Origin of the sequence: Actinoalloteichus hoggarensis (genome assembly GCF_002234535.1) — a bacterium.
Taxonomy (GTDB): Bacteria; Actinomycetota; Actinomycetes; order Mycobacteriales; family Pseudonocardiaceae; genus Actinoalloteichus_A; species Actinoalloteichus_A hoggarensis.
Genome location: NZ_CP022521.1, coordinates 5,496,101 through 5,509,342 on the forward strand (window position 1 = coordinate 5,496,101; position 13,242 = coordinate 5,509,342).

Genomic DNA, 13,242 nt, shown 5'->3' on the forward strand with positions numbered 1-13,242 from the left:
CTCCGTCTTGCGTGGCCGAGGATCATGCGACGTCTCGGCAGGTGGGTCCGGGTGACGGACCTCAGCAGCGCGCCGACGGCGTTCCGGCCGTCAGCGAGAACCGGGCCCGCTCGTCGAGCAGCAGCGGGATCAGCTCCCGCAGCGGCTGCGCCATCGGCACCAGCACGCCGTCGCGGCCGGGCAGGCTCCGCACGCCGTGCGCCGCCAGTGTCGACTCGACCTCGGCGAACTGCTCAGCGGTCAGCCGGTATCCGCAGACCCGCTCGGTGAGGACGTCCTCGGGTGCGGGCTCCTCATTGTCGGCTCCGCCGAAGTAGACGGGTCCGTGGTTGGCGTAGCCCGCCGCCCGCGCGGCGGCCGTGGTCAGGCTGATCCGCGTGCCCCGCTCCCGCAGCATGTCGAGCGCCCCGGCCAGCCCCGCGAGCTGCGAGTCGACGCGGCGACGATTGTTCACCGCCGGGTCGGCCAGCTCCTCCTCGGTCAGCGCGGTGGTCCTGGTCTCGACGAGGATGCCGACGGCGTCCTTGATTCCCGCCGTGTTGCGCAGGATGCGTTCCTGGCCGTCGCCCGCGACCTGTTCGATCGGCTCGCCGGTCTCCGGGTCGACGTGGATGCCGTAGATGCCGCTGGTGAAGCCCGCCGCCTCCACCGCCGGTCGCACGTACTCCTCGGAGAGCGCCTCGGCGAGCGCGTGAACCCGGTCGTCGGTGTTGAGGTTGCGCGGCCACAGCGAGAGGAAGTCGCGGTCGTACACCGGCGGTCGGGCGCCGTACTCGTGCAGGTCGTAGACGACGTCCGGCCGGTGGTCACGGAACAGCTCGGCGATGGTGCGGGCCTCGGGCGTGGTCAGCGCGAGGTGATCTCGATTGACGTCGACGCCCGCGGCGTTGCCTCGGGTGTTCGCGACGAAGCCGTCCGGGTTCACGGTGGGCACGAACAGCAGCTCGGTGGTCCGCAGCAGCCGCTCGACGGCGCGGTCCTGTGTGAAGGCCAGATCACGGATCATGGACAGACACGCCTCACGTCCCGACGGCTCATTGCCGTGCTGCGTGCACAACGACAGGACCGTGGTCCGCGCGGGTCCGAACCGGGGACCGCCGATCCGCACCAGGTTGAGCGGCCTGCCCTCCAGTGACGTGCCCGCCTGCGCCATCTCGACGTGGTCGCCGCGCTCGACGACCTCGTCGAGGAAGGCGATCTCCTCGTCCTCCGTGGTCCAGGCGGCGCCCGAGGTGCGCTCGAAACCGGTGCGCGGGGGCTCGGCCGTCGACGGGGCCTGCGGGTCGGAGTGGGTCTCGGTCCCGGCGAGGGCGGAGCCGCCCGAGACGATGAACAGCGTGGCGGCGAGGAGACCCGCCCCCAGTCGGCCGGCCAGGGCGGTGCGTCGTCCGCCGGGCTCTCGGAGGGTGGACACGATGTTCTCCCTTCCGTGCCGGGGAGCGGCCCGGCAGCGAAAGAGAAGGACATCAAGGATCTCGTAGAGCGGTCAAGCAGCTGATCGTGTTCCGCTTCCCGGACCCGCCGAGTCCGCCGCGGCCGAATGCTGCGCCCGTGCGGCGCGGGCCCACTGAAGCCAGCCCTGGATCACCAGGACCGCGAACACCACGTACACCAACGCGCTGAACCACAGCCCAGAGGCCAGCTGCAGCGGAACACCGACCGCGTCGACCGCCAACCAGACCAGCCAGAACTCGACGAGGCCTCGGCTCTGGGCGAGGAAGGCCACCGCCGTCCCGATGAAGATCCAGGCGTCCGGCCACGGCGCCCAGGACGCGTTCAGCGCGTCCAGCAGCAGGGCGAACACCGTGGTGCCACCGACCATGAGCCCCAGCAGAGCCAGCCGCTCGACGCCGGTCGCCGGGCGGACCGCGACGCCGTAGACGGGATCGCGTCGCCTGCTCCACGCCCACCAGCCGTAGATCGAGATCGCCAGGATCACCACCTGCCGGACGGCCAGGCCGCCGAGCTGCGCCGAGAAGTAGACGCTGAACAGCAGCACCGTGGCGGCGACCTGCACCGGCCAGGTCCACAGGGTTCGACGCTGCGCGAGGAAGACCACCGCCAGGGCGCAGAGCTGCCCGATGAACTCGGCCCAGGAGACCTGTTGGCCGAGCAGCACCAGGTGATGTTCCAGCAGCAGGCTCATCTCGCGTCCTCCCCGCACCCTCGGTCCCCGGGGTCACGAACGCGAGGTCGACGGCACACGACGGCGCCGCCGACTCGCGTGCGCCGCCTACCATCCGGACTTTCACCGTCGGTCCCGGAGTTCCACCGGGTCAACCGTCGCGGCCGAAGATCAGCCGGACGGGTCGCGGACTGTCACCGCCGGTTCGGACTTCCACCGACCCCGGAGCGCACGTCGTCTGTTCAGCCGAAACCACGAACGGCCCGGGGGCATTCCGTCGTCCCGCGCCCACTCGACGTGAGCTGCGACACCACCGCCGTCCCGGCTGCGGGCGGAGCGATGCCATGGACGACGGACGCCACCGGGCCGTGTCGGTCGACGCGGCGAGAGGACCGTCGATCAGCCGGGCTGGCCGCCGGAGTCGAAGGGGTCGGTGTCGCCGGGCCTGCGCCGGGGTCGACCCGCGGGGCGGTCGCGCCCCTCGCCCGCGCCTCCCGCGGTGGCGGCGCCGGCCCGGGAGGACTCGCTCTCGAAGTGGTCCAGCCAGGTGGCCCACCGCTGCTGCGCGGGCTTGATGAGTCCGCCGCCCAGGCCGACGACGAGGATGCCGCCGAGGGTGGCCAGCACCGTGACCAGCACCGGGAGCGTGACGGTCACCGCGATCCCGAGCTGGTTGAGCGCGGCGATGACGCCGAGGCCGATCAGGAACACGAAGGCCAGGGTGCCCAGCAGATGCCCGTAGGACCGGCCCGCGAGGGCGGAGCGGATCAGATCACGCACCACGCGGCCGATGGCCGCCGCGATGAGCACCAGGATCAGCGCGACCACGACGCGGGGAATGTAGACGATGACCGAGTGCAACAGCTGGCTGATGGCGTTGCCGGAGCCGAAGACGCTGAACGCGATCTGCAACGTGATCAGCAGGATGAAGTAGTAGACGATCTTGATGACGATCTCGCCGAGATCCACCTTGGACTTGCTGAGCATGTCGGAGAGCCCGGTCTTCTCGACCAGCCGGTGGAAGCCCGCACGATGCAGCAACAGCCCGAGCGCCTTGGCCAGGCCCTTGGCGATCAACCAGCCGATCAGCAGGATGATAAGGAAACCGATGAGTTTGGGCACGAACGTGGCGATCATGGACCAGGCTTCTCCGAGCCCGCTGCGAATGTTCTCGCCCACCGCTTCCTCCTCGTCAAGCGACTTGTGTTCCTCCGTCTCCTCCAGATCGTTTCTCGGCGAGGCCGCCGATGCCGTCATCGCCACGCGGCACGAAAGGGGGAAATCGCAGCCGACGAACCCGCCGAGGCGCTCCACCGAGACCGTCGAGCCGAGGAGGGCACCCGCTCCACGCCGACACCCGACGCAGGTCAGAAGCACACCGTCACGGTGGCGGCTCGATCGGAGGTCCGCCGGACGGGCTGAGACTCATTCTCCGGATACCGACGCGGGACCGCGCCGTTTCCCATTCTTCACGACGGTTCCCGAATACCACGAAATCGCGGAACCCGCCCGCCGAGACGCCCGCCGGAATCAAGGCTTCTCGCGACCGACTCGGTCCAGGTCGAGATCATGCCCGCAATCCCGGGAATAAGCCGCGAAGTCGGCCGCCGTGCGGCGGACCGCCGCACGGCGGCGTGGAGTGCCCGCCGCCGCATCCTGCGACACGCCGTCCGTGCTCGCCCGCCGGAGTCGTCGACCCTGTCCACCGATCGCCTGCGGCTCGCCGCGTTCGTCGATCGCAGGCGCGCCCAGTCGTGCGGCGACGTTCCCGGACGACGGCGACTCGGCGGCGGGCGACTCGGCGGCGGGCGACGTGCGGCCGTCACGGGAACAGCGATCACGGGAGCGGCGGGCAGGCTCTCGGACGGCGATCAACGCGGACCCCCGGCCCGTCGTCGGTCCACGGGGGCACACGGCCGACCGGATCACGTACCCGGCACGAGCACATCGCCCGAACCCGGAGATGCGCGTCGACGTCGTCGGACGGCCGGTCGCACCGGCTCGCCGGCCTACCGGCCCGGCCGGCGGACTCGTCGGTCCCGCTGTTCGTCACCGCCCGACCTCGACGGTGGAGTCATGCCCGCCCCGTTCCATCGCGGGCACCCATGCGATTCTGGCGGCCATGGGCGAGGCCATCGAAGCAGGACAGGCCAGGAACGGGCTGTCTGTACAGACCCTGCGCAGGCTGGAGTACGCCTCCGGCGGCCTGGCCACCGCCAGCATCGCCTCCATGCAGAGCGTGCTCCCGTGGTTCCGCAGGCTGCCCGCCGATCAGCGGGCGAGCATCCTGCTGATCATCCAGGCCGGGGTGGCGAACTTCATCGTCTGGCTGAGCGAGTCGGAGGCGGCGCCGAGGGTGACGGCCGAGGGCTTCCTGCGCGCCGCGCCCAAGGACCTGTCCCGGTGGATGAGCCTGCGGCAGACCGTCGAACTGGTCCGCATCGCCATCGACGTCTTCGAACAGCAGCTCCCCGAACTCGCCGCCGACGACGACGAGCGGGCCGTGCTGACCGAGGGCATCCTGCGTTTCGGCCGCGAGATCGCCTTCACCGCCGCCACCTCCTATGCGGCGGCGGCGGAGGCCAGAGGCGCGTGGGACGCCCGGTTGGAGTCGCTGATCGTCGACGGCGTCGTACGCGGCGACGCCGAGGAGTCGCTGCTCTCCAGGGCCTCGGCCCTGGGCTGGGACCAGCCGGTCGCCGCCACCGTGCTGGTCGGCAATCCGCCGTCGACCGATCCTCCCGCCGTGCTCTACGAGGTCCGCAGCCGTGCGGCCAGGGTGTCGCGGCCGGTGTTGCTGGGCGTGCACGGCTCACGGCTGGTCGTGGTGCTCGGCGGGATGGTGGACGCGACCGAGGAACGCGACGTCCTGCTGAAGATCTCCGAGGGATTCGGCGACGGACCCGTCGTGGCGGGCCCCACCGTGGAGAGTCTCGCCGATGCCCACCGCTCCGCGGAGGACGCGCTCTCCGGGCTGCGGGCCGTGGTGGCCTGGCCCGCGGCTCCCCGTCCTGTCCGGTCCACCGACCTGCTGCCGGAACGGGCGCTGGCGGGCGACCCCGGCGCGGAGCGGCAGCTGGTCGAGCAGGTGATGTTGCCGCTGGCGGAGTCCAGCGGCGGGCTGCTGGAGACGGTGCAGGCCTACCTCGAGGTCGGCGGCGTCCTGGAGACCTGCGCGAAGACGCTCTTCGTGCATCCGAACACCGTGCGGTACCGGCTGCGTCGCGTGGCCGAGCTGACCGGATACAACCCCGCCGACCCGCGTGACGCGCTGGTCCTTCAGGTCGCGTTGAAGGTCGGCAGGCTCGCCCAGGCTCGCGGGCTGTGGTGAACGGCGCCACCGCCGAGGACGCTTCGTGGCCCGCTCTGGCTCCCGCTTGACGGCGACGGCCCGCGGGTCAGGGCATCCCGGCGGGCACGCGGCGAAGCCCGTCCGGCACGACACCGCGACGTGATGTCGGACACCGGCCGCGCCCGCCCGAGGCGCCGTCGGCAGGCTCGTACCGCGGCCGCCGTGCCGCCACCAGACGCATCGAGAACCCCGGCCTATCTCGAAGGACCCGTGATCGGACACAAGGAACGGCCGTCCCACGTCGCAGGAGCCGTGACCGCCTTGTAGGAACCCCACAACGAAGGGCCTGGGACTTCGTCAGCCACAGCATCACAGCCTGACAACGCGGGCGTGTTCAGTGAACGGGTGATCGCACTGCTCGCGCCAGGACAGGGCTCTCAGTCCCCCGGCATGCTGACGCCATGGCTGGAGACCGACGGCGCCCGCGAACAGCTGGCCGACTGGTCGAAGGCCACGGGTCTCGACCTGATCAGGCTGGGCACCGAGGCCGACGCGGAGGAGATCAAGGACACGGCGGTCACCCAGCCGTTGGTCGTCGCCCTGACACTGCTGGCGGCCGAAGAACTGCGGCGCCGGATCGACGTCCCCTCGAACGCGATCATCGCGGGCCACTCCGTCGGTGAGCTGGCCGCGGCGGCGTTGGCGGGCGTGTTCGAGCCGGTCGACGCCGTACGACTCGCGGCGGTGCGCGGCCGGGAGATGGCCGACGCCTGTGCGCTGGAGGCCAGCGGGATGTCCGCCGTGCTCGGCGGCGAACCGGACGTGGTGCTCGCCCGGCTGGCCGAACTCGGCCTCGACCCGGCGAACCGCAACGGCGGCGGCCAGATCGTCGCGGCGGGCCCGGTCGACGCGCTCGGCGAGCTGAGCGCGCAGCCGCCCGAGGGCGCCAGGGTGCGGTCGCTGGCCGTCGCAGGCGCCTTCCACACTCGTTTCATGGCTCCCGCGGAGGAGGCGCTGCGCAGGCACGCCGAAGCCGTCGCGGTCGCCGACCCGGTCCGAACGCTGCTGTCGAACTCCGACGGCGAGCCGCAGCACGACGGCGCCGAGATCCTGCGGCGACTCGTGGCGCAGGTCACCCGCCCGGTGCGCTGGGACGCCTGCATGGAGACGCTCGTCGCGCAGGGCGTCACCGCCGTCGTCGAGCTGCCGCCCGCCGGTGCCCTGGCCGGTCTGGTCAAGCGCGGCATGAAGGGCACGAAGACCGTGCCGTTGAAGACGCCCGCCGACCTCGACAAGGCAGTCGCGGCGATCACCGAACACGCCGCCGACGTCGACACCCCCTCGGAGATCACTCGATGACCGCCGCACGGCCCCGGATCACCCTGCGTACCGGCCCCGCGAACACGCGAATCCTCGGTCTGGGCAGCGCCCTCGGCAACCGCGTGGTCACCAACCACGATCTCGCCAAGACGATCGACACCTCCGACGAGTGGATTCGCGAGCGTGTCGGGATCATCAGCAGACGGCTCTCCGACCCGGAGCAGACGCTGGTCGGAATGGGCATCGAGGCCGGTTCCAAGGCGGTCGCCGACGCCGGGTTAGCCGCCGCCGAGATCGACACCCTCATCTTCGCCACCTGCACGATGCCCGGCCCGATCCCGAACGCCGCGGCGCAGACCGCCGACGCGATCGGCATCACGGCGGGCGCCGCCTTCGACCTCAACGCGGCCTGCGCGGGCTTCAGCTACGCGCTGGGCACCGCGTCCGACCTGATCCGAGGCGGGTCGTCACGTCGAGCACTGGTGATCGGCGCCGAGCGCTTCACCGACTGGGTCGACTGGGAGGACCGGGCGAACGCGATCATCTTCGGCGACGGGGCGGGTGCCGCGGTCGTCGGACCGGCCGACGAGCCGGGGATCGGCCCGGTGGTCTGGGGCAGTGCGGGCGACCTCGCGCAGACCATCCGGCTGCGCGACGGGCGATACATCTACCAGGAGGGTCAGTCGGTCTTCCGCTGGGCCACCACCAAGATCGCCCCGGTCGCCGAGGACGCGGTGGCGGCCGCGGGACTGACGCTGTCGGACATCGACGCGCTCGTGCCGCATCAGGCCAACCTCCGCATCGTCGAGGCGATCGCCAAGCGACTGCGGGCCAAGGGCGCACGGGAGGACCTGGTCGTCGCCAGGGACATCGTGCACACCGGCAACACCTCGGCCGCCTCCATCCCGATCGCGCTGGACCACATGCGCGCCGCGGGCGAGATCTCCCGAGGTGACGTGGTGCTGCTGGTCGGCTTCGGCGCGGGGTTGTCCTACGCGGGGCAGGTGGTGGTGTGTCCCTGAGGGCGCATGACCCCCGACGTCGCATGACCCGTCGCACCTGCTCGCCTGATACCGACGAGTAGGCACCGGCGTGCAGGCCATGCCCCCGTGGTGAGCCACACTGCACGCCGTCGTCTTCCGAGTGGGCCTGCCGGGCCGACCGGATTCAGCAACAGAGGAAAGGGAAAGTCAGTGTCGAACGAGGGAACCACCAACATCTCCGACGGCCTCGCCGAGATCGTCGAGGAGGTCGCCGGTGTCGCCGCCGCCGACGTCACCCCGGAAAAGTCCTTCATCGACGACCTGGACATCGACTCGCTGTCGATGGTGGAGATCGCCGTGCAGGCCGAGGACAAGTTCGGCGTCAAGATCCCGGATGACAAGCTCGCCGACCTCAAGACCGTGGGCGATGCGGTGAAGTACATCGACGACAACAAGTGACCGACAACGACGTAGTCGTCACCGGGCTCGGCGCGACGACACCGCTCGGCGGTGACGTCGCGTCCACCTGGGACGCCATGCTCGCCGGGCGTAACGGTGTCCGGCGGATCCCTGCCGAATGGCCGGAGAAGTACGAGCTTCCGGTCCACATCGCCGCTCCCCTGGCGGTGGAGCCGACCGACGTGCTGCCCCGTGTCCAGGCTCGCAGGCTCGACCGCTGTGAGCAGGTCGCGGTCATCGCGTCGCGGCAGGCCTGGGCGGACGCCGGGTCTCCCGAGGTCGACCCGGAGCGACTCGCCGTCGTGGTCGGCACCGGTATCGGCGGTGCCATCACGCTGCTCGACCAGGATGATCTGCTGGAGCAGAAGGGCCTGCGGAAGGTCTCGCCCCTGACCATTCCCATGCTGATGCCCAACGGGCCCGCGGCCGCCGTCGGTCTGGAGCTGGGCTCGCAAGGCGGCGTGCACGCGCCGGTCTCGGCGTGTGCCTCCGGTGCGGAGGCGCTCGCCTGGGGCTGGCGGATGCTCAAGGCAGGCGAGGTCGACGTGGTCGTGGCGGGCGGCGCCGAAGCGGTGATCCACTCGCTGCCGGTCGCGGGCTTCGCCCAGATGCGTGCGCTGAGCACCCGCAACGACGAGCCGGAGCGTGCCTCGCGGCCGTTCGACGCCGATCGGGACGGCTTCGTCCTCGGTGAGGGCGCGGGGATCATGGTGCTGGAGCGCGCCGAGTACGCCGCGGCCAGAGGCGCCCGGGTCTACGGGAGGCTGGCGGGCGTGGGCACCAGCGCCGACGCCTACCACATCACCGCGCCCGAGCCGACCGGCCGAGGGCAGTCCTCGGCCATCCAGAAGGCGCTGCGGACGGCGGACCTGTCCCCGTCCGACATCGATCACGTCAACGCGCATGCGACGTCCACCCCGGTGGGCGATGTGGCCGAGGCCGTGTCCATCAAGGCCTCGATCGGGGATCACCCGGTGGTGACGGCGCCGAAGTCGGCGATGGGGCACCTGCTCGGAGCCGCGGGCGCGGTCGAGTCGATCATCGCGCTGCTCTCGCTCTATCACGGCGTGGTGCCTGCCACGCAGAACCTGGAGAACCTCGATCCGGGCGTGGAGCTCGACGTCGTGGCGGACGCCCCGCGCAAGGGCACCTTCAGCGCGGCGGTGAACGACGCCTTCGGTTTCGGCGGACACAACGTCGCGCTGGCGTTCACGGGCGGGCAGCCCGGCTGATAGCCGGTCCGGTCGACCGGTGGTGCGGCGTGCAGGTGGTGCGGGCGCCTGCGGGGGTTCCTCGCAGGCCGCCGCGCCTGCGGTCGCGGACCCAGTGCGCCGCCGAGGGCCGGGGCGTCGACGTCGCGGCGTGTCGCCGGCGGCGAGACCTCCGTGGCCGACGAAGGAGGCGGCGATGCGGGCGGCCCGCGCCGTGCGCCTCGAAGCCCTTCTCGGCGGAGAGCTTCAGTGTCGTGTCGATCAGCACGCCTGCTCCGCTCGGCGGCCCTTGTTCCGTCCACGGCGCAGGGTCGAGCCGAGCCCGTGGTGCGTCGGCAGCCGCGAGAGGCGGGGGCGACACCGGGTCGAGCCCGGTTCGTCGGCCTGGTAGCGCGGTGGCGCGGTTCCGGCGCCCCCTTGACCCGGCTGGTGACGACGTCACACTCCGGTCCGATGCCGTACCGCCCGACAAGGCCAGGCGATCGACGGGCCAGGCGATCGACGGGCCGGGTGCCGACGCGCACGGCCGAGTCGAGCGCATCGGGACGGCGTCGATCCGCGATCATGCCGAGCGGGGGCGTCCGGTTCGTCCCTCTCCCGCGTCGTCGGGCGGCGACCGCGAGTCAGCCCTGGCCCTTGCATGGACTCGGGATCGAGCTGTTCGGCAGGCCGCTGTCGAGCTTGAGCCTGCCGTTCTCGATGGCCAGCGGATAGACGACCCGCCAGTACACGCAGTCCGCGGGTACCTCGGCGGGGGCGTCCTGCGGGTCCTGAAGGCTGACGAAGCTCAGCACCATCCGCAGGGAGTCCTCCGGGCCGGGATCGACGCGGTGGATCAGCACGTTTCCGTCGGTCGTGGATCGGTAGCTGTCCATCCAGACCTGTTCGGGCAGATCACGGACCCGACGCTCGACGACGGTCGTCGCCCATAACTCGTAGTTGAGTCCGTTGATCGCCTCGAAGTGGGTGTCGACCAGCACGCGGATCTCGTCCTCGTCGGGGTGTCCGAGCACGTCCGGCGAGAGCACCGGCTCGACGGGTTCACCCTCCTCCGGGCGGTCGTCGGGGGCGCGCACCGGAGCCGTCGGCAGCGCCTCGGCGTCCGAGGGACGACGATCGGCGAGGAGCAGGCCCGCGATCACGGCCAGACCGAGGACGCCTGCGACGCCGAGTGCCAGCCAGGCCCTCGGCAGCCACGCGGGCTGGGGACGGCCGTCGGTGGCATCCCAGCTCGGGTCACTGTCGGTCAGCACGCATTCAGGGTGTCATATCCGCCGCGTCGACTCCGCCCGATCGGGCAGGGTCCCGCGGCCCGCTCGCGCTGCGCCGATCACCCACCGGGGGCTGGTGACACCGACGAGGCAGCTCCACCCGATCGGCGGATCAGCGTCGGCGTCGGCCGCGGCGGGATCGCTCAGCCGACCTGGTGCAGCCAGGTGACCGGAGCGCCGTCGCCCGCGGGGCGGAAGGGTTCGAGCGCGTCATCCCAGGCCGCACCGAGCAGTTCCCCGACCCGGTGTGCGACGGTCGCCTGATCACCGCCGCAGGCCAGCAGGGCGCGCAGCTGGTCCTCGGTGACGACGATGTCCCCGTTGGCGCTGGTTCTCGCCCGCCACAGCCCGAGGCCGGGCACATGGCAGAACCGCTCGCCGTCGATGCCGGGACTCGGCTCCTCGGTGACCTCGAATCGGATCATCGGCCAGACCCGCAGCGCGGACGCCAGCCGCGCGGCGGTACCGGCCGCGCCTGTCCAGTTGCATTCGGCGCGCAGCTGCCCGGCGGCCATCGGCTGCCCGGTCCACTGCAGGCCGACCCGCGTGCCCACCGTCCCCGAGATCGCCCACTCGACATGCGGACAGACCGCGGAAGGCGACGAGTGGACGTAGACGACGCCACTGGTGTTGCCACAAGTGCTCACTGCTGACCTCCGCTGCTCGACGAGGGACGTCTTCCCCTACGGCCTGCGCGAGCAGCGTGCGACGCGTCCCGCCGGGCGGTGGATCGGACATCCGCCTGCGGAGGGCGACGGCGAACCACCACGTCGGACGGACATGACGGACACCTGATCGGATCAATCGATTGCGTCATTCTGCACCGACGGGTCTGATCTCCGCCAGACGAGCGCGGGTCGGCGACCCCGACACGACGTGCCGCCGACCCCGATCCGGGGTGCACGAATCGGTGTTTACCACTGGGTAGCGTGAGCGCTTCCGTGACGACGGCTACCGTGAGACTCCGAGCCCGGCAGATGCGATCTCGCGGACGGGTGTGCGCCGCGTTCGAGGTCAGGGCTTCGTCATGTACACCGCGGGAGGTGGCCAGTGCGGCTGATTCGGCTCGGTGAAGGTCCTTCGGTGATCAGTGTCGACATCCGTGCGACGCTCGCCTCGTGGGGGCGCGAGGACGCTCTGGTCGGCGGGGTCGCCGTCCTCGGTGCCACGCCTGCCGGAGCCGTTCGCCCCGTCGACGCGGTGATCCTGCGCCCTACGGGGCTGACTCTGGTGGTGGGGCTCGACCTGCCGGACCCGGCGCTGAAGCTCGACGCGCCGCTGGCGGGCCGGTGGCGGGTCGACGGCTGGCTGCTCTCCCGGTCCGGGGAGTCCCCGAATCCGTCGCACGAGGCCGTCGAACTGACGCGCGTGGTCCGGGACCGCCTCCGCGAGGCCGGAACGCCGGTGCCGTCGACCACCGTGATCGCCATCGGCCCGTACGTGGGGGAGGTCCGCCAGCCCCCGGAGGACGTCGCGGCGGGCTTCTGGGTGCTGCATCCCTCGCCGCCGTCGCTGCTCGGCGCGCTGCGTGAGTCCGCGCACCCGTCGACGTGGCTGCGGGTTCGGGAGGCACGGGAGGTGCTCGCCGCGCTGTTCCCCGACCGCCCCGAACTCGCCGACGACGCCCTGACCGCTGCGCAGCTGGCCGCCGAGGGCTTCTCGATCTCGGCGGGCGCCGGTGACGCCCGTCGAGGTGAGGCCCTCGCCGATCGGGCCGACGAGGCCACGGTGGCGCTGCACCGTCCGACCGGCGGCGGCACGTCGAAATCGGCCGCCCGCTCCGGGATGCCGATCCCCACCGGAGACGCCGGGACTGCGTCTCCGCCGGGAAACGTGCCGATCGACTCTCCGGCCGGTCGCCCGGGACCCGGCCGGGGGTCGCCCGGCCCCGGAACTCCGGCCGCCGGAGGCCCCGCGGGACGACCGGCGGTGCCGAGCGGGCAGCCGGGAACCGTCGTGAACGGGTGGCCGGGCGCGATGCGGCCGGAACCCCGGCGCTCCGCGTTCTCCGGGCGGCTCGTCGCGGCGGCCGTCATCGCGGTCGTCGTGCTCGGTGTCATGGCGGTGCTCGCCGTGGAGTCGAGCCGGGACGGCGACGGCGCGGCACCGGACGACGGGGCCGCGCCGGAACCAGCCTCCGTCGTGGTCGCGGAGGGCACCGAGTTCGGCGTCCGGGGACAGGACGATGCCGAGGACTGCGCACGGCACTCCTACGGCGACGTGCAGGCCTGGCTGGCCGATCACCCCTGTGTCGCGCTGTCCCGGGGGTTGTTCCACACCGAGGCACCCGCCGAGGCCGCGGTCTCGACGTCGGTGGTCGAGTTCACCGACGAGAGTCAGGCGCAGGAGTTCGAGGGGCTGGTCACCGACGTCGGTCGAGGCGGGATCAGCGACCTGGTGCGTGACGGCCACGGCTGGCGCGGCGGGCCGGAGTCGTTCGACGGTGCCGCCTTCGTCGTCGCCAGGAGCGGCACCCTGGTGCGGATCGGTCAGGCGGTGTGGATCGGGAAGCCGTCGACCCCGGACGACGCCGAGCTGACGGCGCTCGCCGAGACCGGGCTCACGCTGGCCGCACGGTGAA

The 13,242-nt window shown here is 71.8% G+C and carries 11 protein-coding genes and 1 riboswitch; of the genes, 6 read left to right on the plus strand and 5 right to left on the minus strand.

From position 1 onward, the window contains the following. Positions 1–61 precede the first annotated feature (61 nt). From AHOG_RS23415 to AHOG_RS23425, 3 genes are all read right to left on the minus strand, one after another. Positions 62–1,414, minus strand: a complete 1,353-nt coding sequence (locus AHOG_RS23415; RefSeq protein ID WP_245856411.1) for a M14 family metallopeptidase — start codon at positions 1,412–1,414, stop codon at positions 62–64. 72 nt (positions 1,415–1,486) lie between these two features. Then, a complete protein-coding gene (gene pnuC, locus AHOG_RS23420) occupies positions 1,487–2,146 on the minus strand; it encodes a nicotinamide riboside transporter PnuC (protein ID WP_093943261.1) in 660 nt (219 codons plus the stop codon). Between the two features lie 78 nt (positions 2,147–2,224). After that, positions 2,225–2,360, minus strand: a riboswitch (FMN riboswitch). A gap of 164 nt (positions 2,361–2,524) precedes the next feature. After that, positions 2,525–3,304: a mechanosensitive ion channel family protein gene (locus tag AHOG_RS23425; protein WP_093944740.1), complete on the minus strand. Its 780-nt coding sequence runs from the start codon at positions 3,302–3,304 to the stop codon at positions 2,525–2,527. Positions 3,305–4,247: 943 nt separating this feature from the next. On the opposite strand from AHOG_RS23425, the gene AHOG_RS23435 reads away from it, so the two are divergent. The 5 genes from AHOG_RS23435 (at position 4,248) to AHOG_RS23455 (ending at position 9,411) form a co-directional block, all read left to right on the plus strand. Then, positions 4,248–5,456, plus strand: a complete 1,209-nt coding sequence (locus AHOG_RS23435) for a PucR family transcriptional regulator (RefSeq protein WP_093944741.1) — start codon at positions 4,248–4,250, stop codon at positions 5,454–5,456. Between the two features lie 351 nt (positions 5,457–5,807). Further along, a complete protein-coding gene (locus AHOG_RS23440) occupies positions 5,808–6,776 on the plus strand; it encodes an ACP S-malonyltransferase (RefSeq protein WP_281258047.1) in 969 nt (322 codons plus the stop codon). Continuing rightward, positions 6,773–7,759 carry a beta-ketoacyl-ACP synthase III gene (locus AHOG_RS23445; RefSeq protein ID WP_093943263.1) on the plus strand — a complete coding sequence of 329 codons (987 nt, stop codon included), beginning with the start codon at positions 6,773–6,775 and terminating at the stop codon, positions 7,757–7,759. Before AHOG_RS23440 ends, AHOG_RS23445 begins: the two co-directional genes overlap by 4 nt. Positions 7,760–7,930: 171 nt before the next feature. Further along, positions 7,931–8,179, plus strand: coding sequence for an acyl carrier protein (locus tag AHOG_RS23450; RefSeq protein WP_093943264.1), 249 nt, complete (start codon positions 7,931–7,933; stop codon positions 8,177–8,179). After that, entirely contained in the window at positions 8,176–9,411 is a 1,236-nt protein-coding gene (locus AHOG_RS23455; protein WP_093943265.1) for a beta-ketoacyl-[acyl-carrier-protein] synthase family protein, read from the plus strand. The genes AHOG_RS23450 and AHOG_RS23455 overlap by 4 nt, the downstream gene beginning before the upstream one ends. A 602-nt stretch (positions 9,412–10,013) precedes the next feature. Here the strand turns inward: AHOG_RS23455 and AHOG_RS23460 are convergent. Beyond that, entirely contained in the window at positions 10,014–10,643 is a 630-nt protein-coding gene (locus AHOG_RS23460) for a hypothetical protein (protein ID WP_093943266.1), read from the minus strand. Between the two features lie 161 nt (positions 10,644–10,804). Further along, on the minus strand, positions 10,805–11,308 hold the full coding sequence (locus AHOG_RS23465; RefSeq protein ID WP_093943267.1) for a DUF3145 domain-containing protein: 504 nt from the start codon (positions 11,306–11,308) through the stop codon (positions 10,805–10,807). A 436-nt stretch (positions 11,309–11,744) separates the two neighbouring features. On the opposite strand from AHOG_RS23465, the gene AHOG_RS23470 reads away from it, so the two are divergent. After that, a complete protein-coding gene (locus AHOG_RS23470) occupies positions 11,745–13,241 on the plus strand; it encodes a hypothetical protein (protein WP_157737014.1) in 1,497 nt (498 codons plus the stop codon). Position 13,242 lies beyond the last annotated feature (1 nt).

Excerpts from the sequence above, each read along its gene's own strand:
- AHOG_RS23445 (WP_093943263.1), top strand. The coding sequence starts at position 6,773 with ATGACCGCCGCACGGCCCCGGATCACCCTGCGTACCGGCCCCGCGAAC.
- AHOG_RS23435 (WP_093944741.1), top strand. The coding sequence starts at position 4,248 with ATGGGCGAGGCCATCGAAGCAGGACAGGCCAGGAACGGGCTGTCTGTA.
- pnuC (WP_093943261.1), bottom strand. The coding sequence starts at position 2,146 with ATGAGCCTGCTGCTGGAACATCACCTGGTGCTGCTCGGCCAACAGGTC.